We start from the raw sequence: 20,063 nt of genomic DNA, 5'->3' as shown, positions 1-20,063 counted from the left end.
GCCGGTCCGTTTCCGAACGGTTCGCTTCCGGATGGTCCGTTTCCCGCAGGCCCGGTACCGGGCGAGCCGGTGTCGAAGACGCTGCGCTCCGCCGGGCCGGTCGGGCCGGTGCCCGACCGCTGCGGGCCCCCGGCCGCGGGTTCCCGCCGTTCCTGTGGATCTTCCGCCGTCACCGCACGCTCCCTGTCCTCGGCCCCACCGATGGTCCCCTCATAGTCTTCTGACCGCCGTCACGTGCCCCGTCACTCTCCATCCGCCGACCACTCACTGCGCCGGGGCGGCCCGCCGCGACAGCAGCTCTCCCGTGGCCACGGTCGCCGCCGCCACCAGCCCCGCCGCGAACACCGCCCACGCCCCGGCGAACGTGCAGGCCAGGATCGCCAGCGCGGCTGCGGGCAGCGACAACTGCTCCGCGAGATCCCGCTTGAAGTGACGGGCGTGCAGGGCCCACACCGTCAGGAAGAAGATCGCGGACGGCACCGTGACCGCGCCGGCGGCCACTATGTCCGAGACGTGGGCCTTGCCCACGGCCTCCTCCGCCGCGACCTCGATACCCGCACCGATCGCCGCCGCGGAACCGAAGACGAGGTAGTGCCCGTACCCCCAGAGGAACGCTTCCCTGCTGCCGCGAAGGTAGTCGTGGATCGGGACGGCGAAGTAGATCCACCAGGCGGAGAAGACGATCAGCAGCCCACCCGCGGTGAGCGGCAGCAGATCACCGAACGCGTTGTGCTCGGCCATCGCCTCCTGGACCGCGACCGTGGCCGCCGCGATCGTCTCGCCCAGCACGATGATCGTGAACAGGCCGTAGCGCTCGCCGATGTGGTGGGCATGCCAGTCTGTCGCACGGTCGCGTTCGGCGATCGCCGGGACCGACAGCTCCGCCAGCACGAGCACGACGAACACGGCGGCACGCGCGCCTCCCTTGTTCTCGGTCAGGAACAGCATGCCGATCCAGCCCAGTTGCGCCAGGGTGATGCCCACGGCGTACCGCAGCGCGACGCGGCGCTCGGCGCCCCGGGTGCTGTGGGCGGCTCGCAGCCACTGGCTGGTCATGGCGAGTCGCATCACGACGTAGCCCGTGACGCCGATCGTCCAGTCGCCCGAGTCGAAGGCGCGCGGCACCCCGGAGGCGAAGACGAGCACACCGGCGATCTGGACGAACGTCACCACGCGGTACAACACGTCGTCGGTGTCGTAGGCCGAGGCGAACCAGGAAAAGTTGACCCAGGCCCACCAGATCGCGAAGAAGACGGCCGCGTAGCTGACGACTCCGGTGGCGGCATGGCCCTCGGAGACGGCGTGCAGCAGCCGCCTGCCCGCCTGGGCCACGGCGACGACGAAGCAGAGATCGAAGAGAAGCTCCAGCGGGGTCGACGTGCGATGTATCTCGGTGCGGCTGCGAGCAGTCATGGTGGGCATGGGGAAAAGCACACCAGACGGGAGCGGATGCGGGGCGGGCGGCATGCCGGAGGACGGGCCCGTGCCCGGACCCGCGCCCGGACCGTGAGTCGCGCCCCGGACGGACGAATGCCTCACCCCGCCGAACCGTAAAACAGGACCAACCGTTGCATATGTCCTTACGGCGGCGAGGTGACCGAGTGTGCGGAGAGCTGTCCGCCGACCACCCGGACATCGCTTCCCGTATCGGCTGCCCAGCGGTGAAGGACGGGGGAGCGGAGGCACCCCGGGCCGAGGCGCCCGGAACATCCGAGAACCATGGTGGAGCGGGGACTGGCAGGAGCGGTGGGATCGCCTGGAGCGGTGGGGGCGCCGACGAAGCCGGGGCACCCGAGGTGTTCGAGATCTTCGGAAGGGCGCCGGATCCGGACGGCGGACATTCGGGCTGCGGACATGAGCGGCGCTCAGCATCCCCCGGGCGGCCAGGGGCCTTCCGAGCGCCCGGAATACCACCCCGGCAGTGCTCGCCCCGAACTCAACCGCCCTGTCCATCAGCGCTATCCACAGATCCGTGCCACCAGTGGCTACAGCGACCCGCGCATCCGGCACACCGGCCCCGCTCCTGGTGCGGGGGCCGAACAGCAACCCGAACGGTCCTCGAAGCTGACGGCTCGGCTGGTCCTGGCGATGACTGTGGTCGTGGGGCAGCTCTGGGGGCTGACCGTGGTCGTCGACGCGTGGATGGAGGGCGACACCGGTTCTGCCTGGTGGGGCGCCGGCTTTCTCTGTCTGTCGTTCCTCGTGGCGCTCGGGCTGTGGAGGCTCGCACCGGAGGATCGCTGACCGCCGCCGTACCCTGGAGACATGAGCACCGCCCCCGCCCCCGGCCCGCGCGATTCGAAGCCGTCGCAGCCGGATCAGCTGAAACCGAGACCGGCTCTGGTCTTCGACGATCCGTTGGACCAGCAGTCCGCGGACGATACGGACCGAGGGTGGGGCGAGCGGGCCCCGGCCGGTGGTGGCGCCGCCGATCTGGCGCGCTTCCTGGACGAGAAGCCGCCCCACCACATCTGAGCCCCCCGCTCGGGCGTGGGCCGACGACGCTGCCGCCGGTGTTTCTGCCGTGCGCCCCGCTACCGGCCCTGATTCCCGCCGGAATCCTCGCCGTGAGCCCCGCCCGTGGGGCCGCCGCGCTGCGAGACGAGGGCGTCGCGGATCTCCTTCAGCACCTCCAACTCGCTCACCTCCAGCGTTTCCTGCACGCCCTCCTTCGCCGCCTGCATGGCCGCCCGCCTGGCCAGGTACTTGGCCATGGGCAGCACCATCAAGAAGTAGACGACGGCTGCGGTGATCAAGAAGCTGAGGGTGGCGCTGAGCACCGAACCCCACAGGATCCGGATGCCCTCGACGGCCTCGCCCGTCTTCGGGTCCGTGACGCAGGGGCCCTTGAGGCAGGAGCTGTAGCTCTCCAGGTCCTTGGTGCCGAACGCGCCGACCAGTGGGTTGATGACTCCCTTGACGACCGAGTTCACGATCTGGGTGAACGCGGCACCGATGACGACGGCGACCGCCAGGTCGATCACATTGCCACGCAGCAGGAAGGCTTTGAACCCTTCCAGCACGCCGACCTTCTTCTTCTCGCTCACGGGTGAGCCTTCCTTCACGTGTGCCGTTGATGGAGCAGACTCCTCCGGAATTTACGACAATACGCACAAGAAACACCCGATTGGAGCCTTTAGTTGGGTTGTGGTGTCGATGGTTCGCGCGAATCAGCACAGGACCACTGCCAACCTGGTCGAGATTCCGGCACCGGCCAGCGATGCGGCCGTGCTCCGGGGGACGGACAGCACGATCAACGCACCGTCCTCCGCAAGACCTTCGGCCGATCGTTGTGGCACGTCCGCCACGAGCGCGCCCTTCGCCAGGACCCGGACCCCGTCCAGGCTCTCGCCCCGGCTTCCGTCGCGGTCTTTGTCCCGGATCCCGTCCCGGTCTTCCTGTCTCCCGACGGCGACGACGTCGACGCGGTCCCCCGGCCGTAACAGTCGCACCGTCCCCGCGTCAGCGATCCGCACCGGGGCGGACGCCAGCGGGGCCGGCCTGCGGGCCCGTTCCTGCGCGGCCCCGGCCGTACCTCCCGCGCCTGTTCCGATGCCCTGCGTGGCATCGCCGTTCATGCCGCCTCCGCCCAGGCTCGTCGCCGCCAACGCGGCGGCCGTCACGGCGAGCCCGGCGGCCAGGGCGTGACGTCGCCGCCACAACGCCCGCCGCAGTCGGCGCGCACCGCCTCCGCCCACCCGCAACGGCTCGAACGCCGGCACACCGCAGGGCGGGGGAGCGGACGCCGGGGGCCACGAAGCGAGGACGGCCGGGGAAGCCTGGGAAGCCGTGGGCGACCGAGGTGTCGGAGTCGGCGCGGACGATACGGACGGCGTCGACGAGGCGGTCGACGTGTGCGGCCCGGGCGATACCGACGGCGGCAGGCGCTGGTACGACGGGACATTCCGCGCCGAAGGAAACGACGAGGGGAGAGAAGGCGGAATCGGCGAGGGGAAAGAGGAGGGGAAAGAGGGCGGGAAAGAGGACGGGAACGGCGAATGGACCGAGGACGGGAAAGGCGAAGGGAACGAGGACGGGCGCATGGCCAACACCACCTGCTGAGAGGAGTTCCGGACGAACACCCCTCACGATCCACAGTCCGCGAACTTCTCGCTGAGGCCTGTGGACGGCCGCGGCGTTGTGGACAACTCGGTCACCCACTCGCGCCGCGACCGTCCCACCACGCTGCTCCCGTTACGCAGCGGTCGTCCGCCTGTTCCTCGCAGCCCGCCCGTTTCCCCCGTTACGGAAGCTCGATCCCCGGGTCGAGACCGTCCAGCGCACGCGAGCACGGGCAGTCGCGGTCGGCCTCCGCGGGCAGAGCGCCCACCATGTCGAAGAGCACTGCGCGCAGTCGGTCCACATTGGCCGCGAACACCTTCAGCACCTCGTCGTGCGAGACGCCCTCCCCGGCCTCCGCCCCCGCGTCCAGGTCCGTCACCAGCGTCGTCGTCGTGTAGCAGAGGCCCAGTTCACGGGCCAGGACGGCTTCCGGATGTCCGGTCATCCCGACCACCGACCAGCCCATCGCGGCGTGCCAGCGCGATTCCGCCCGGGTGGAGAAGCGCGGTCCCTCGACGACGACCAGCGTGCCTCCGTCCACCGGCTCCCAGTTCCTGGCGCGAGCCGATGCCAGCGCCGCCTTGCGCCCCGCAGGGCAGTAGGGATCGGCGAAGCCCAGATGGAGGACGTTCGGCACCGTGCCGTCGGCCCGGGGCTCCCCGTCGTAGTACGTCTGCATCCGGCTCTTGGTGCGGTCCACCAGCTGGTCGGGTACGAGCAGGGTGCCCGGTCCGTACTCCGGACGCAGCCCGCCCACCGCGCACGGGCCGAGCACCTGACGCACGCCGACGGAGCGCAGCGCCCACATGTTGGCCCGGTAGTTGATGCGGTGCGGCGGCAGGTGGTGGCCGCGTCCGTGGCGGGGCAGGAAGGCGACCCGGCGACCACCGACCTCGCCGAGGAAGAGGGAGTCGCTCGGCCGTCCGTACGGGGTGTCCACACGCACCTCCGTGACGTCCTCCAGGAAGGAGTACAGGCCCGAACCGCCGATGACACCGATCTCTGCGTTCACCATGCGATCACACTAGCGGCGGGCGAAAACGCCGAGGGACCCCATCGAACGGAACGATGGGGTCCCTCGGAAAACTCAGGAAACGCGGAGAGCCCGGAAACCCGGGGAACTCACGGACCCGGGGAACTCACAGACCCGGGGAACTCACAGGCTCTTGGAATCGATGAAGCTCCGGGGACCCAGGAAGCTCCGGGAGCTCAGAGGATTCTGGAGGCTCAGGCGGCCGACGAACCACTCGTCGAGGACGCCGAGGACGACGACCCGGCGGACGAGGAGGAAGCGGACGACTTCGATTCGGAACCCGTCGACGAGGAAGACGAGGACGAGGAATCGGACGAAGCGGAACCGGAGTCCTTGGCCGAGGACGACGCCGGGGAGCTGCTCGACGAGGAGCCACGGCTGTCGTTCCGGTAGAAACCGGAGCCCTTGAAGACGATACCGACCGCCGAGAACACCTTCTTGAGGCGTCCGTTGCAGCTCGGGCACACGGTCAGGGCGTCATCGGTGAACTTCTGCACCGCCTCGAGGCCCTCGCCGCATTCGGTGCACTGGTACTGATAGGTCGGCACTTGCTCCTCCTGGCACTCTCACTCAATGAGTGCTAACGACGTTCCATAGTGACGTATTCCGTCGGTTCAGTCCACCGTGACCGACGTCCGGTGACCGACACCACGTGCCACGGTCCGTCCCGCGACGGTGGGTGCCAGCCTCGAACGCAGTGTCACCAGGGTCGCCAGGGCCAGCACGGTCCCCACCAGCGGCACCAGGAAGCCGGCGCTCGCGCCGTGGGCGTCGGCGAGCTGCCCGGCGACCGTCACCGCTGCCGCCTGGCCGAGCGCGACCGATCCCGTCAGCCAGGTGAACGCCTCGGTCCGGGCGGTTCCCGGAACCAGCGTCTCGACCAGCGTGTAGCCGCCGATCAGGGCCGGGGCGATGGAGAGCCCGGCCAGCAGTCCGAGCCCGGCCAGCAGGAACACGGAGTGCACCGCCCACAGTCCGGAGGCGGTCAGAGCCAGCGCCGTGTACCCGACGATCAGCCGACGCCGCGGCCCGCTCCGCCAGGCGATGGCGCCGCAGGCGATCCCGGCCAGCATGTTGCCGGCCGCGAAGACGCCGTAGAGCAGACCGTTCGCGCCGGGCCGGCCGATCTCCTCGGCGAACGCGGTCAGCGAGACCTGCATGCCACCGAAGACCGAGCCGATCCCCAGGAACGCCACCGCGAGCACCCGCACACCCGGTACGGACAGGGCGGAGGCGTGCCGCTCGGAGGCACCGCGAGCGGCGCGCACCGGCGGCTGGGTGCGGTGCTGTGCGGCGAAGAGCAGGCCGCCCACCAGTGTCAGCCCGGCCTCGGCGATCAGCCCGGCCGCCGGGTGCACGCCGGTGCACAGCGCGGTGGCGAGCACCGGGCCGATGACGAAGGTGAACTCGTCCGTCACCGACTCGAAGGCGGCAGCGGTGGACAGCAGGGGCGACGCCTCACGGCCCGGGGCCGCGCCCAGTACGGCCGCCCAGCGGGCCCGTACCATCGGGCCGACCTGCGGAACGGACGCGCCGGTCGGCACGGCCGCGGCGAACAGCGCCCACAGGGGCGCGTCGGCCAGCGTCAGCGCCGTCAGCGCCGACACGGACACCGTGTGCGCCAGGACGCCGGGCAGCAGCACGGCGCGCTGGCCGAAGCGGTCGGCGAGCTTGCCGGTCTGCGGTGCGAACAGGGCCATCGACACACCGGTCACGGCGGCGACGGCGCCCGCGCTGCCGTACGAGCCGGTGGTGTGCTGGACCAGCAGCACGATGCCGATCGTCAGCATCGCGAAGGGCTGCCGTGCGGCGAAGCCCGGAAGGAGAAACGTCCACGCACCCGGAGTGCGCAGCAACTGCCCGTAACCGGGGCGTTCGGTGACCGTGGACGCCACGGCCCATGCCTTTCCGCCGCCTGGTGGCCGAGCGTCCGCAGGTCCGGGCCGGCACGGGCTCGGGCGGGCGCAGCCGAGAGCTGTCCTCTTCGCGCGGAACTGCGGTAGATGCCGGGCGCTCAGCAGAGGCGGAGGACGCCACGACCGCCATACGGTCGCGCCAGCTCTGCATCAGGCAGAGTCGGTCGTTCGATGTGGTCAAGCGGGTCCCCGGCCTCGTGGTGAGACCGGTCGGACTTTCCGCATGATACAACCGGCGTGCTCGCGGGCCTCACCTCGCGCATCCGTCGCGTACGTCACATACGTGGGCGTACGCGTACGACGTACATGCGTGGGTGTACGCGTACGACATCACGTCCGTGCGTGTGCGCGACATACGTGCACACGGCATGAGCCGGGTCCGTCGCGAGGTCAGTGGCGGGCCCTCGGGCCGTCCGACCTCCCCCGCTTCTTCGCGGCCTTCCACGCATGTGCCACTTCGTGCGCCACATCGGCCCCGGCCAGGCTCTCCCCGCCGCCGGTGGTTCCGAGCCAGCCCGCGAGCTTGCCGCCCGCGCCGACCGCGTGCAGCCGTTGCTCCGCCGCGTCGCGCACCGGATCGGTGGTGACCACGAGCAGTTCGTCGCCGCGCCGCAGCACGGTGGACGGCGCCGGTACGAAGCTCTTGCCGTCGCGTACGACGAGGGTGACCGCCGCCCCGGCGGGCAGGCGCAGCTCCCCGACCTCCACGCCGTGCATCTTCGACCTGCCGGGGATGGCCACCGAGAGCAGGTGACCGCGCAGTCGCTCCAGCGGCGCCGACTCGATGCCCAGGTCGGTGGCCTCGGACGGGTCCTCGGCGATCTTGAGGACCTTCGCCATCCAGGGCAGCGTCGGCCCCTGGATGAGGGTGTAGACCACGACGAGCACGAAGACGATGTTGAAGATCCGGGTGGAGCCCTCGACCCCGGACACCATCGGGATGGTCGCCAGGACGATGGGGACGGCGCCGCGCAGCCCCGCCCACGACATGAACACCTTCTCCTGCCAGGGCAGGCGGAAGGGCGCCAGCGAGATGAAGACCTCCAGTGGGCGCGCCACCATCGTCAGCACCAGTCCCACGATCACCGCGGGCCAGAAGTCGTCGTACAGGTCGTGCGGCGTGACCAGCAGCCCGAGCAGCACGAACATGCCGATCTGGGCCAGCCAGCCGAGCCCGTCCGCGAAGCCGCGGGTGGCCGGCCAGTGCGGCAGCTTGGCGTTGCCGAGGATCATCGCGGCCAGGTAGACGGCCAGGAAGCCGCTGCCGTGGGCCAGCGCGCCCGCCGCGTACGCGGACACGGCGATCGCCATCACGGCGATCGGGTACAGGCCGGACGCGGGCAGTGCGACATGGCGCAGCCCGAACGCGCCGACCCAGCCGACGGCCAGTCCTACGGCCGCGCCGATCGCGAGCTCCAGGGCTATCTCTCCGACCAGGACGTACCAGGTCTCCACCGGCCCGGCGGCGGAGAAGGCCACCACCAGGATCACCACGGGGGCGTCGTTGAAGCCGGACTCGGCCTCCAGGACGCCCGTGAGCCGGGCGGGCAGCGGCACCTTGCGCAGCACCGAGAAGACCGCGGCGGCGTCCGTGGACGAGACGACCGCACCGATGATCAGCGACTGTCGCCAGTCCAGCCCGACCAGATAGTGCGCCCCGGCCGCGGTGATGCCGACGCTCACGGCGACACCGGCTATCGAGAGCATCGCGGCGGCCGGCAGTGCGGGTCTGATCTCTTTCCACTTCGTGCCCAGACCGCCCTCGGCGAGGATCACGACAAGTGCGGCATACCCGATGACCTGGGTCAGTTCCGCATTGTTGAACTTCACATCGAAGAAGCCGTCCTGCCCCATGGCCATCCCGATGCCCAGATAAAGGAGCAGGCTGGGGAGCCCGCTGCGGGACGAGACGCGCACCGCCGCCACCGCGACGAGCAGCACGAGCGAGCAGACGAGCAGGAGTTCGTTGAGCGTGTGGACAGTCAGTGGCCGTTCCTTCCCTGCGTGCGCCTGCCGAATCGACCGAATCGACCGGTTCGAGCGGTTCTGCGGGCTCGGCCGGATCGCTCCTCGGCATCGGCCGTCGGTGGTCGGTGCTTCGTTACCTTACCTAATCTTTAACGCTTTCTTGACGCGTTCGTTCATTCGTACGACCGTCGGCGACCGCTGTGGAACTGGAACCATTCCGATACCGCGTCAGGGCGGCCCGGCCTCTGCGCCTAAGGTTGCTCCTGCACTCCCAGGACCACCTGCCCCTCGAAGGACAGCGATGCCCGCCAATACAACCGCCTCTTCCGGCCCTTCCGGTACGGCCGGTTCCGCCGCCGGGAAGGCCGCCGGGAAGCCCGGCAGGAAGAAGGGGCGACGCGCCCGCCTGATCGTGATCGTTCTGGTGCTGGCGCTCGTCGCGGGTATCGGATACGGCGCCTTCTGGTCCGTGTCGACCGTGCGGGCCTCGTACCCGCAGACCACCGGGTCGATCAAGCTCGACGGCCTCGACGGGGACGTCGAGGTCAAGCGCGACGCCTACGGGATCCCGCAGCTGTACGCGGACTCCGACGCCGACCTCTTCCGCGCCCAGGGCTTCGTCCACGCGCAGGACCGCTTCTGGGAGATGGACGTCCGCCGTCACATGACGGCCGGCCGGCTCTCCGAGATGTTCGGCTCCGGGCAGGTCGACACCGACGCGTTCCTGCGCACCCTGGGCTGGCGCAAGGTGGCTCAGCAGGAGTACGACGAGGTCCTGTCCGAGGAGACGAAGAAGAACCTCCAGGCGTACGCGGACGGCGTGAACGCCTACCTCAAGGGCCGCGACGGCAAGGACATCTCCGTCGAGTACGCCGCCCTCGGCTTCACCAACGACTACAAGCCGAGCCAGTGGACCCCGGTCGACTCGGTGGCCTGGCTCAAGGCGATGGCCTGGGACCTGCGCGGCAACATGCAGGACGAGATCGACCGCTCGCTGATGGCCAGCAGGCTCGACAAGAAGCAGATCGCGCAGCTGTACCCGGACTACCCGTACGAGACGCACAAGCCGATCGTCGAGAAGGGCGCGGTCTCGTCGGTGACCGGGAAGTTCGACCCGGAGGCGACCCCGTCCTCGTCCGACGCCGGCTCGGACACCGCGCAGGGCGCCACCGGGCAGGGCACCGGCACGCAGGGCACGACCGGTCAAGGGACCGGTACGCAGGGCGCCACCGGGCAGGGCACCGGCATGCAGGGGGCCACCGCGCAGGGCGCCGCCGAGGGCGTGCACACCCAGCTCGCCTCGCTCTCCGACACCCTCGACGAGATCCCGGCGCTGCTCGGCCCGAACGGCAACGGCATCGGGTCCAACTCCTGGGTGGTCTCCGGGAAGTACACGACGACCGGGCAGCCGCTGCTGGCCAACGACCCGCACCTGGCGCCGCAGCTTCCCTCGCTCTGGTACCAGATGGGGCTGCACTGCCGTGAGACCAGCGCGAAGTGCCAGTACGACGTGGCCGGTTACACCTTCTCCGGCATGCCCGGCGTGATCATCGGCCACAACCAGGACATCGCCTGGGGCTTCACCAACCTGGGCGCGGACGTCACGGACCTCTTCCTGGAGAAGGTCTCGCGCGACGGCTACCTGTACGACGGCAAGGTCAAGCCGTTCACCGTCCGCGACGAGACGATCAAGGTCGCGGGCGGCAAGAGCCGGACGATCACCATCCGCGAGACGAACAACGGTCCGCTGGTCTCCGACCGCAACGGCGAGCTGGAGAAGGTCGGCCAGAAGGCACCCGTCGAAGGCGTCGCCCCGGACCGGTCCGACGGCTACGCGGTGGCCCTGAAGTGGACCGCGCTGGAACCCGGCAAGTCCATGGACGCCGTCTTCGAGCTCAACCGGGCCAAGGACTTCCCATCCTTCCGCAAGGCGGCCGAGCACTTCGAGGTTCCCGCGCAGAACCTGATCTACGCCGACACCGAGGGGCATATCGGCTATCAGGCGCCCGGGAAGATCCCGGTCCGCAAGAAGGGCGACGGCACGATGCCCAGCCCCGGCTGGTCCTCGGAGTACGGCTGGGAGAAGGAACCCATCCCGTTCGACGCCCTGCCCTACGAGTACGACCCGAAGCGCGGCTACATCGTCACCGCCAACCAGCCCGTGGTCGACGACAAGTACGCCCACCTGCTCACCAAGGACTGGGGCTACGGCTCCCGCAGCCAGCGGATCAACGACCTCATCAAGGCGAAGATCGAGGACGGCGGGAAGATCTCGACCGAAGACATGCAGAAGATGCAGATGGACAACTACAGCGAGATCGCCCCGCTGCTGGTGCCCAAGCTGTTGAAGATCAACATCTCGGACAAGAGCGTCCGCGAGGCGCAGAAGCTGCTGGAGGGCTGGGAATACACCCAGGAGCCCGACTCGGCCGCTGCCGCGTACTTCAACGCGGTCTGGCGCAACATCCTCAAGCTGGCCTTCGGGGACAAGCTGCCCAAGGAGCTGCGGGTCAAGGGCGAATGCCTCAACGTGCGCCGGGCCGACAGCTCGGGCCCGGTCGACGAGCGGCACAAGCTGGTGCGCGAGTGCGGGCAGCGCGCGGCGGACTCCGCCCAGCCGGACGGCGGTGACCGCTGGTACCGGGTGGTCGAGGGGCTGCTGAAGGACCCGAAGAGCGACTGGTGGAAGACGCCGGAGAGCGGCCGGTACGAGGCGACCGAGACCCGCGACGAACTCTTCGCGCGCGCCATGGAGGACGCCCGCTGGGAGCTGACCGCCAAGCTCGGCAAGGACATCAGCACCTGGAGCTGGGGCCGACTGCACCAGCTGACCCTGAAGAACCAGACCCTCGGCACCGAGGGCCCTGGTCTGCTCCAGCGGCTCCTCAACCGCGGCCCGTGGAACCTCGGCGGCGGCGAGGCCGCGGTGAACGCCACCGGCTGGAACGCGGCGGGCGGCTACGAGGTCGTCTGGGTGCCGTCGATGCGGATGGTGGTCAACGTGGGCGGCTGGGACAAGTCCCGCTGGATCAACCTGACCGGTGCCTCCGGGCACGCGTACGCGGCGCACTACACCGATCAGACCGACAAGTGGGTCAAGGGCGAACTGCTCGACTGGTCCTTCGGGACCAACGCGGTGAGCAAGTCGACGACCGACACCCTGACCCTGAAGCCGTGATCCGGCCCCCGGGCCGTGGCCCGACCGCCGGGCCGTGACCGGGCGCGCGTCGTAGGAGGCCGGGATCTCTCCACCGTGAGAGGTCCCGGCCTTCGCCTTTCGGGCCGCGCGAGCTTCAGGCCGCGCGGCCCCGCCCGAGCCCGGAACGGCCCGTCGTGCCGGTACCAGGTGCCAGCGGGGATGACCGCGCCCCGCCGGAGCCCGGAACGGCCCGTCCCGGGCCCCGAACGTTTCGTTCAGCGCTCCGTACCGGGCTCCATGCGGCCCGTCCCGGGCCCCGCGCCGCCCTCCCGGGGTGCTGTGCGCCCCGTCCTGCGGGTCGCGGCCGGAGTCACCACCACGTCCACGGGGTGGTCGTGCGGTTCCGCCGGAACCCGGGCGACCACCTCGTCGTTGTACAGCAGGACGATCAGCGCCGGGTGCGCCCCCGCCGCCGTGAGCCGTGCCAGCACCCGGTCGTAGCTGCCGCCGCCGCGCCCCAGCCGCATCCCCCGCGCGTCCACCGCGAGCCCCGGCAGCAGCACGGCGTCGGCCTCCAGGACGGCGTCCCGGCCCAGCCGTTCCCCGTCCGGCTCCAGCAGCCCGCGCCCGGCCCGCACCAGGCGGTCGGCGCCCTCGTACGCCGACCAGTCCAGGTCGTTGTCCGGCAGGAGCACCGGCAGCAGCACCCGTACGCCCCGGGCGCGCAACGCGTCCAGCAGCACGCGGGTGCCCGGCTCGCTCCCGACCGAGACATAGGCGGCGACGGTACGGGCCCCGGCGAGCTCCGGCAGATCCAATGCGCTCCGGGACAGAACCGTTGCGGCGTTTTCCGCGTCTTCCCCGGTCAGAAGGCGTCGAGCGGCGAGCAGTTCACGCCTGATACGGGCCTTTTCGGACATCTCGCTGTTCAACGGATACCCTGAACCTCTCGTATGCGTATATAGGCGTACAAAGTTAACCGGACCCTCACCTTCCGCCCATGCGTGCCGGTTATCGTTCTGCGCATGACTATGTCGCACCGCAGGATCAGCAAGGCCGTCATCCCGGCCGCAGGGCTCGGTACCCGCTTTCTGCCGGCCACCAAGGCCACTCCCAAGGAGATGCTGCCTGTCGTCGACAAGCCCGCGATCCAGTACGTCGTCGAGGAAGCGGTGGCCGCCGGGCTCTCCGACGTCCTGATGATCACCGGCCGGAACAAGCGTCCGCTGGAGGACCACTTCGACCGCAACTACGAACTGGAGTCCGCCCTCACCCGCAAGGGGGATGCCGACCGGCTCCGGAAGGTCCAGGAGTCGAGCGACCTGGCGACCATGCACTACGTACGGCAGGGCGACCCGCGCGGTCTCGGCCACGCGGTGCTGTGCGCGGCGCCGCACGTCGGGGACCAGCCGTTCGCGGTCCTCCTCGGCGACGACCTGATCGACCCGCGCGACCCGCTGCTGTCCCGCATGGTCGAGGTCCAGGAGCGCGAGGGCGGCAGCGTCGTCGCGCTGATGGAGGTCGCGCCGGAGCAGATCCACATGTACGGCTGCGCGGCCGTGGAACCCGGCCCCGACGGCGACGTGGTGCGCGTCACGGGCCTGGTCGAGAAGCCGGAGCCGGGGGAGGCGCCCAGCAACCTCGCCATCATCGGCCGCTACGTCCTCGATCCCGCCGTCTTCGGGATACTGCGCCGGACCGAGCCGGGCCGCGGTGGTGAGATCCAGCTGACCGACGCCCTCCAGCTCCTCGCCGAGGACGAGAAGGTCGGCGGCCCGGTGCACGGCGTCGTCTTCAAGGGGCGCCGCTATGACACCGGCGACCGGAGCGACTACCTCCGTGCCATTGTCAGGCTCGCGTGCGAACGTGAGGACCTGGGCCCGGACTTCAGGGCCTGGCTCCGCAGTTACGTCACCGAGGAGATGTAGCACCTTGAGCAGCACGATGTGGTCGGTGGACGAGCACTTGGACGACATTCTCGGCGCGGTGCGCCCGCTCGAACCCATCGAGCTGCAACTGCACGACGCGCAGGGCTGCGTCCTCGTCGAGGACGTCTTCGTGGAGATCGCCCTGCCCCCCTTCGACAACAGCTCGATGGACGGGTACGCGGTCCGCGTCGCCGATGTCGAGGGCGCCGACGAGGAGTTCCCCGCGGTGCTCACCGTCATCGGTGACGTCGCTGCGGGCAGCGGCGGACTGCCCGGCGGCCGGAGCGTCGGCCCCGGCGAGGCCGCCCGCGTCATGACCGGAGCCCCGCTGCCGGCCGGTGCCGAGGCGGTGATTCCGGTCGAGTGGACCGACGGAGGTACGGGCGGCGGCCCCGCCGAGGCCATGCGCGCCCATGGCGACGCCCCGGAGGGTGCGGGCGGCGAGGTCCGCGTGCACCGCTCCGTCGAGGCCCGCGCCCATGTCCGGGACCGCGGCAGCGACGTGAAGCCGGGCGAACTGGCCCTGCCCGCCGGTTCGGTGATCGGCCCGCCGCAGATCGGGCTGCTCGCCGCGATCGGCCGTGCGACGGTGAAGGTGCGCCCCCGGCCGCGCGTCGTCGTCATCTCGACCGGCGCCGAACTCGCCCAGCCCGGCGAGGAACTGACCGGTGGCCGCATCTACGACTCCAACAGCTTCGCCCTGACGGCCGCCGCCCGGGACGCGGGGGCGATCGCCTATCGCGTCGGCGCCGTCACGGACGACCCCGACACGCTCCGCGCCACGATCGAGGACCAGTTGATCCGCGCGGACATCGTCGTCACGACGGGAGGCGTCAGCGTCGGCGCGTACGACGTCGTCAAGGAGGCTCTGTCGTCGGTGGACGACGCGGACGGGCCCGGCGGCGTCGACTTCCGCAGGATCGCCATGCAGCCGGGCAAGCCGCAGGGCTTCGGCTCGATCGGCCCCGACCACACGCCACTGCTGGCGCTGCCGGGCAACCCCGTCTCGGCGTACGTCTCCTTCGAGCTGTTCGTACGGCCCGCGATCCGCGCCCTGATGGGCCTCGCGGACCTGCGCCGGCCCACGGTCCGGGCCACGTTGAAGGCCGACGAGGCGCTCTCCTCGCCGGCCGGACGCCGCCAGTTCCTGCGCGGTACGTACGATGCGGAGGCCGGGACGGTCAGCCCCGTCGGCGGCGCCGGATCGCATCTGGTCGCGGCCCTCGCCCGGGCGGACGCGCTGATCGTGCTGCCCGAGGACGTCACGTCCGCCGAGCCCGGCACCGACACCGAGGTAGTCCTGCTCCGCTGATCCCCGGGCGGTGGCGGTACGGTATCTGCCGCTGTGCCTTCCCGGGGACGATCCCGGGCCCCGGGCCCGCACCCCGGTGCGGGCCGAGCGGGCAACCGGCGCGCTACCGCGAGGCGGAGTGAGTTGAGTACGCAGAACAGGCTGACGCACATCGACGACACGGGTGCGGCCCGCATGGTCGACGTCTCCGGGAAGGACGTCACCGCGCGGGTGGCCCGCGCCGGCGGCCGGGTCCTCGTCTCGCCGCGCGTCGTCGAACTGCTCCGTGGCGAGGGCCTCCCCAAGGGCGATGCCCTGGCCACCGCCCGGATCGCGGGGATCATGGCAGCCAAGCGCACCCCGGACCTGATCCCGCTCTGCCACCCGCTGGCCCTTTCCGGCGTCGAGGTGGACCTGGTGGTCGCCGACGACGCGGTGGAGATCACCGCCACCGTGCGGACGACCGACCGCACGGGCGTCGAGATGGAGGCCCTGACCGCGGTCTCCGTCGCCGCGCTCACGGTGATCGACATGGTCAAGGCCGTCGACAAGGCGGCGGTCGTCACGGACGTACGGGTCGAGGAGAAGTCGGGCGGCGCGTCGGGCGACTACCGCCGCACCGGCACGTCCGACGCCCCCCGGCACACCGATGAGGACGGAACGGACGCATGACCGCTTCCGGAGCCGGCCCCACGGCCGACGACGCCCCGGCGACGTCCGGCGCGACACCCGGCGGACCGGACAGCATCACTCCCGGCAGACCGGACCAGAGGACCGAGACGCCCGACGGACCGGACCAGAAGCCCGGGACGACCGACGTGCCGCCTGGAGACGCGCCGTCCGGAGACGCGCCGCTCGGTGGCGCACCGACCGCCCCGTACACGGCCCTCGTCGTCACCGCTTCCCACCGCGCCTCCGCCGGTGTCTACGCCGACAAGGGGGGCCCGCTCATCGTCGAGGCGCTCACCCGGCTCGGCTTCGCCGCCGACGGCCCGCGGGTCGTGCCCGACGGCGACCCGGTGGAACGGGCGCTCCGCGACGGCGTCTCCGCCGGATACGACGTGATCGTCACCACCGGCGGTACGGGCATCTCGCCCACCGACCGCACCCCCGACGCCACCCGCCGCGTCCTCGACCACGAGATCCCCGGCATCGCCGAGGCGATCCGTGCCGAGGGACGCGACAAGGTGCCCACCGCCGCGCTCTCCCGGGGGCTGGCCGGTGTCGCGGGCGGCACGCTGATCGTGAACCTGCCCGGCTCCACCGGCGGGGTGCGCGACGGCCTCGCCGTCCTCGAACGCCTCCTGGTGCACGCCGTCGACCAGTTGCGCGGCGGCGATCACCCCCGACCCGGGAGCCCCAACTGAACGTTCCGACCTGGCCGGTGGTCCTCACCGACGGCGAGATCACCCTGCGCCCGGTGAGGATGCGTGACCAGCGCATGTGGCGCGAGGTCAATCAGCGCAACCGCGACTGGCTGCGGCCCTGGGAGGCGACCGTGCCGCCGCCCGCCCCGGGCGCGCCGGTGGCCCAGCGCCCCACGTACCGTCAGATGGTGCGCCACCTGCGCGCCGAGGCCAACGCGGGCCGGATGCTGCCCTTCGCCATCGAGTACCGGGGCCGGCTGGTCGGTCAGCTCACGGTCGCCGGGATCACCTGGGGCTCGATGTGCTCGGGCCACATCGGCTACTGGGTCGACCGGGAGGTGGCCGGCCGCGGCGTGATGCCGACCGCGGTCGCCCTCGCCGTCGACCACTGCTTCGGCCGGGTCGGACTGCACCGCGTCGAGGTGTGCATCCGTCCGGAGAACCGGCCCAGCAGAAGGGTCGTCGAGAAACTGGGATTCCGGGAGGAGGGGCTGCGCCCCCGCTACCTCCACATCGACGGCGCCTGGCGGGACCACCTGATCTACGCGCTCACCGCTGAGGAGATCCCCGACGGCCTGCTCAGGCGCTGGCACCGTACGAGGTCCGGGGCATCGGGAAACCCGAGCGCGTCCGGGACGGCCGGGACCTCCGAGGGACCGGCCGGGGGGACCGAGGAACCGCGCGGGCCGGAGGGGCCCGGACGACAGGGCGGATCCGAGACGTCCGAGGGGCCCGGGGCCCCCGAAAAATGAAATAGATGTTCGATATCGATCGGCATGGGTCACAAACGAACACCCAAACCTCCATGTTTGATCGGAACAATCACAAAAAAAGCACTTGATATCAGCGGGATTGCGCGACACACCGGCCCAATTGGCCGATGGCTCCGTGCAAACCCCTCTACGGTGTGAGACGTGAGCAGCAGCGGCCTCATCTACGCAGTCATCGTCGGGGCCTGGGCCGCCTACTTGGTGCCGATGTGGCTCCGCAGGCAGGACGAACTCAACGAGGCTCGTCCGACGGAACGCTTCAGCACGGCCATCCGGCTGCTGTCCGGCCGGGCGGCCATGGAGCGCCGGTATGTCAAGGACCTGCGGGAGCGCACCGGCGAGGAGGCCGACCCCGACGCCGACCCGGATGTCGTCACGGACCGAATGGACTCCGTGGACGTCCGGGCCTTCGCCGCGCCCGAGGCGCATACCGGAGCCGGGTTGCACGACCCGGCGCGTGCGCCGGAGCGTACGGACCGGAAGCGTCCCGAACCGGCGCGGCGCGCACGCCCGCGCTCCGGCCGTACGGATGCCGAGCGCGCCCGGCGGGCCCAGCGCCTCCAGGTCCTCGCGCGCCGTCGGCGCACCACCGTCGTCCTGTTCCTCGCCTTCACCCTGGGGGCGATCGTCGCGGCGGTCGGCGGCCTCGCCTTCCTCTGGGCGCCCGCGGTTCCGGCGGTGCTGCTGAGCACGTACATCGTGCATCTGCGCGCCCAGGAGCGGCGCCGGTTCGCCTTCACCATGGACCGGCGCCGGGCCGAGGCGGCGGCGCGACAGCTGCGCGAGAACCGTCCCCGCAGGCAGCAGCCGGCCGAGGCCGTCCCCGCCGAGCCCGACGAGGAGCCCGAGGCGCGCCGCCCCGAGCCCGAGCCCGCCCACGCGCTCTCCCCGCAGGAGGCGGACCGCCGCGCCCTCGTCGAGCAGACGGACCATGCGGAGTGGGTCGACCAGCAGCGCCAGCGCGGCCCGGCCCAGGGCGACAGCTGGGAGCCCGTCCCGGTCCCGCTGCCCACGTACGTCACCGCCCCGGTCGCCCCGCGCGCCACGGGTGGCGTCGAGGTGGGCGACCCGGAGACCTGGAGCGCGGCCCGCTCCAGCGCCGCCGAACCCACGCGGACGGGCACCTCGCATCCCGAGGCGCCCCCCGTCGACCCGGCGCCCCGTCGGCGCGCCGGCGTGCCCCGGCGCACCCGTGACCGCGGCCGGACCCCGCTGTTCGACCAGTACGAGGACGGCGACCGTCCCCGTGCCGCCAACGAGTGAGCCCCGCGGCCCTCGCCGCGAGGCCGCCTCGGCTGACCAGCGAGGACCGGATTTCCGAGCACCCGCGCGGGGATGCTAGAGTTTCACTCGTTGCAAGGGCCTGTGGCGCAGTCTGGTAGCGCACCTCGTTCGCATCGAGGGGGTCAGGGGTTCAAATCCCCTCAGGTCCACCGCACAACTGTTCTTGAGTCAGATCAAGAGCGGTGACGAGAATCCCGTCCGATCGCAAGATCGGGCGGGATTTCTGCATTTCCGGCTTTTCCGCTTCTTCGGCTTTCCGGTTTTCCGGGGAGCGCATTCCTGCGGATGGCGGCGAAGGTGACCGCGCTTCCCGCTGCGGCCGGAGTTCCGGCGCCCGACAGCCGTACGACGGACGGGACATGAGTCATGAAGGCCCTCCTGGTCGGCCTCGTCGCATCGGCGGCACCGCCACTCCGAACGGCCGCCTGCCGCGCGGCGCCCCGCGCGATCGCACGCACCGGACGCCGCGCGGCGCGGCCCGCGGCCGAACGGCGGCGGGCCGCGGGCAGGGCCCGGGTCAGCAGATCCGGCGGTCCTGCGTCAGCGTTCCCTGCTCGGTCCGGATCGTGCGGTCGTAGCAGCCCTCGGAACCGATGAGCCGGTAGTGCTCGCCGGACGTGCCCACGGCGCGGCGCTGGTCGCGCGGGACGTTCAGCGTCCAGGCGGCGTCGCCGGTGTAGGTGTCGTCGAGCCGGGACCAGGAGACGCGCTTGCCGGCCCGGGTGGTCGAGGTCCTCGCGTGGTCGCCGAGGGTGATGACGGTGCGCAGCCTGTCGGCGGAGTCGACCGTGATCTCGCCGTCCACGGTGTAGGCGCGGTTCGTGTGCGTGACGCGCGCCGGGCCGCGGCCGTCCACGGTCACCGTCTCGTCGTCGCTCCAGCGGGCCTTGAGGCCGTCGGTGTTCTCGTCCTCCGTCCAGCGGTGGGTGGAGGTGTTGGCGACGGTCCGGCCGACGGTGGTGACGACACGACCGTGGGAGGTGTTCAGGTAGCCGGAGACGGTGAGCCGGTGGCCGCCCTCGGTGTCCTGGCGGTGGAGCGGACCGGGCGTGTGCGTCGTCGTGTTGGACGGGTCGCTCTCCTCGTGGCGGGTGAGCGCCCCGGTGACCGTCCTGCTGTTCTCGTCCTGCCAGACGAGTACGTTGGCGGGCGTGCTCCAGCCGCTCTGTCCCTCGGGCACGCCCGCCACCGACACCTCGACGCGGTGTTCACGCCCGTCGTTGAGGATGCCCGCGAACGGCGTCAGGTCGTACTCCAGGGGCTTCACGTCGAAGGCGCGCGGTGCCGGAACGACGTACCAGAGGA

The 20,063-nt window shown here is 71.0% G+C and carries 19 protein-coding genes and 1 tRNA gene; 11 read left to right on the top strand and 9 right to left on the bottom strand.

The annotated features are described in order from the left end of the window. Positions 1-264: 264 nt before the first annotated feature. Positions 265-1,422, bottom strand: a complete 1,158-nt coding sequence (locus AMK22_RS20530) for a low temperature requirement protein A (RefSeq protein WP_443333305.1) — start codon at positions 1,420-1,422, stop codon at positions 265-267. Between the two features lie 432 nt (positions 1,423-1,854). On the opposite strand from AMK22_RS20530, the gene AMK22_RS20525 reads away from it, so the two are divergent. Further along, positions 1,855-2,244, top strand: coding sequence for a DUF6755 family protein (locus AMK22_RS20525; protein WP_073787025.1), 390 nt, complete (start codon positions 1,855-1,857; stop codon positions 2,242-2,244). A gap of 21 nt (positions 2,245-2,265) precedes the next feature. Continuing rightward, positions 2,266-2,475, top strand: a complete 210-nt coding sequence (locus AMK22_RS20520; protein ID WP_073787023.1) for a hypothetical protein — start codon at positions 2,266-2,268, stop codon at positions 2,473-2,475. Between the two features lie 59 nt (positions 2,476-2,534). Here the strand turns inward: AMK22_RS20520 and AMK22_RS20515 are convergent, their stop codons facing one another. Both AMK22_RS20515 and AMK22_RS41065 read right to left on the bottom strand, forming a co-directional pair. Beyond that, positions 2,535-3,047 (bottom strand): large conductance mechanosensitive channel protein MscL, encoded by a 513-nt coding sequence (locus tag AMK22_RS20515; RefSeq protein ID WP_073787021.1) that lies wholly within the window; start codon positions 3,045-3,047, stop codon positions 2,535-2,537. A gap of 123 nt (positions 3,048-3,170) precedes the next feature. Beyond that, on the bottom strand, positions 3,171-3,722 hold the full coding sequence (locus tag AMK22_RS41065) for an RcpC/CpaB family pilus assembly protein (protein ID WP_242434066.1): 552 nt from the start codon (positions 3,720-3,722) through the stop codon (positions 3,171-3,173). A gap of 67 nt (positions 3,723-3,789) precedes the next feature. Here AMK22_RS41065 and AMK22_RS41060 point away from each other — a divergent pair, with 67 nt between their 5' ends. Further along, on the top strand, positions 3,790-4,062 hold the full coding sequence (locus tag AMK22_RS41060; protein ID WP_073787017.1) for a hypothetical protein: 273 nt from the start codon (positions 3,790-3,792) through the stop codon (positions 4,060-4,062). A 181-nt stretch (positions 4,063-4,243) separates the two neighbouring features. Here AMK22_RS41060 and AMK22_RS20500 read toward each other — a convergent pair whose 3' ends face one another. The 4 genes from AMK22_RS20500 to AMK22_RS20485 all read right to left on the bottom strand — a co-directional run bounded on the left by AMK22_RS20500 (position 4,244) and on the right by AMK22_RS20485 (position 8,937). Then, the gene (locus AMK22_RS20500; protein WP_073787015.1) at positions 4,244-5,077 is read right to left on the bottom strand and encodes an S-methyl-5'-thioadenosine phosphorylase; all 834 of its coding nucleotides are present in this window, start codon (positions 5,075-5,077) and stop codon (positions 4,244-4,246) included. A 212-nt stretch (positions 5,078-5,289) separates the two neighbouring features. Further along, complete coding sequence (locus tag AMK22_RS20495) at positions 5,290-5,643, bottom strand: FmdB family zinc ribbon protein (protein WP_073787013.1); 354 nt, start codon at positions 5,641-5,643, stop codon at positions 5,290-5,292. 66 nt (positions 5,644-5,709) lie between these two features. Continuing rightward, positions 5,710-6,990 carry an MFS transporter gene (locus AMK22_RS20490; RefSeq protein WP_073787011.1) on the bottom strand — a complete coding sequence of 427 codons (1,281 nt, stop codon included), beginning with the start codon at positions 6,988-6,990 and terminating at the stop codon, positions 5,710-5,712. A gap of 411 nt (positions 6,991-7,401) precedes the next feature. Further along, positions 7,402-8,937 (bottom strand): potassium/proton antiporter, encoded by a 1,536-nt coding sequence (locus AMK22_RS20485; protein ID WP_242434078.1) that lies wholly within the window; start codon positions 8,935-8,937, stop codon positions 7,402-7,404. Positions 8,938-9,280: 343 nt separating this feature from the next. Here AMK22_RS20485 and AMK22_RS20480 point away from each other — a divergent pair, with 343 nt between their 5' ends. Then, positions 9,281-12,157: a penicillin acylase family protein gene (locus AMK22_RS20480; protein WP_242434065.1), complete on the top strand. Its 2,877-nt coding sequence runs from the start codon at positions 9,281-9,283 to the stop codon at positions 12,155-12,157. A gap of 236 nt (positions 12,158-12,393) precedes the next feature. Here AMK22_RS20480 and AMK22_RS20475 read toward each other — a convergent pair whose 3' ends face one another. Beyond that, positions 12,394-13,038: a 5-formyltetrahydrofolate cyclo-ligase gene (locus tag AMK22_RS20475; protein ID WP_079186298.1), complete on the bottom strand. Its 645-nt coding sequence runs from the start codon at positions 13,036-13,038 to the stop codon at positions 12,394-12,396. 105 nt (positions 13,039-13,143) lie between these two features. Between AMK22_RS20475 and galU the strand changes: the two genes are divergently transcribed. The 7 genes from galU to AMK22_RS20440 all read left to right on the top strand — a co-directional run bounded on the left by galU (position 13,144) and on the right by AMK22_RS20440 (position 18,907). Next, positions 13,144-14,046: a UTP--glucose-1-phosphate uridylyltransferase GalU gene (gene galU / locus AMK22_RS20470; protein WP_073787005.1), complete on the top strand. Its 903-nt coding sequence runs from the start codon at positions 13,144-13,146 to the stop codon at positions 14,044-14,046. A gap of 4 nt (positions 14,047-14,050) precedes the next feature. Next, the gene (glp, locus tag AMK22_RS20465) at positions 14,051-15,358 is read left to right on the top strand and encodes a molybdotransferase-like divisome protein Glp (protein ID WP_073787003.1); all 1,308 of its coding nucleotides are present in this window, start codon (positions 14,051-14,053) and stop codon (positions 15,356-15,358) included. 123 nt (positions 15,359-15,481) lie between these two features. Then, positions 15,482-16,009 carry a cyclic pyranopterin monophosphate synthase MoaC gene (gene moaC / locus AMK22_RS20460; RefSeq protein ID WP_073787001.1) on the top strand — a complete coding sequence of 176 codons (528 nt, stop codon included), beginning with the start codon at positions 15,482-15,484 and terminating at the stop codon, positions 16,007-16,009. Positions 16,010-16,155: 146 nt separating this feature from the next. Beyond that, positions 16,156-16,704 (top strand): MogA/MoaB family molybdenum cofactor biosynthesis protein, encoded by a 549-nt coding sequence (locus AMK22_RS20455; RefSeq protein WP_073787248.1) that lies wholly within the window; start codon positions 16,156-16,158, stop codon positions 16,702-16,704. 17 nt (positions 16,705-16,721) lie between these two features. Further along, positions 16,722-17,456: a GNAT family N-acetyltransferase gene (locus AMK22_RS20450; RefSeq protein WP_073786999.1), complete on the top strand. Its 735-nt coding sequence runs from the start codon at positions 16,722-16,724 to the stop codon at positions 17,454-17,456. A 162-nt stretch (positions 17,457-17,618) separates the two neighbouring features. Continuing rightward, complete coding sequence (gene sepX, locus AMK22_RS20445) at positions 17,619-18,737, top strand: divisome protein SepX/GlpR (protein WP_073786997.1); 1,119 nt, start codon at positions 17,619-17,621, stop codon at positions 18,735-18,737. A gap of 96 nt (positions 18,738-18,833) precedes the next feature. After that, positions 18,834-18,907: transfer RNA gene (locus AMK22_RS20440), tRNA-Ala, on the top strand. A gap of 368 nt (positions 18,908-19,275) precedes the next feature. Here the strand turns inward: AMK22_RS20440 and AMK22_RS20435 are convergent. Beyond that, positions 19,276-20,063: peptide-N4-asparagine amidase (locus AMK22_RS20435; protein ID WP_338014181.1), on the bottom strand; the 788-nt coding region annotated here is incomplete at its 5' end.

Origin of the sequence: Streptomyces sp. CB01580, from assembly GCF_001905795.1 — a bacterium.
Taxonomy (GTDB): Bacteria; Actinomycetota; Actinomycetes; order Streptomycetales; family Streptomycetaceae; genus Streptomyces.
Note: the sequence above shows the minus strand (reverse complement) of the source record. Positions and strands in the feature narration are given on the sequence as shown.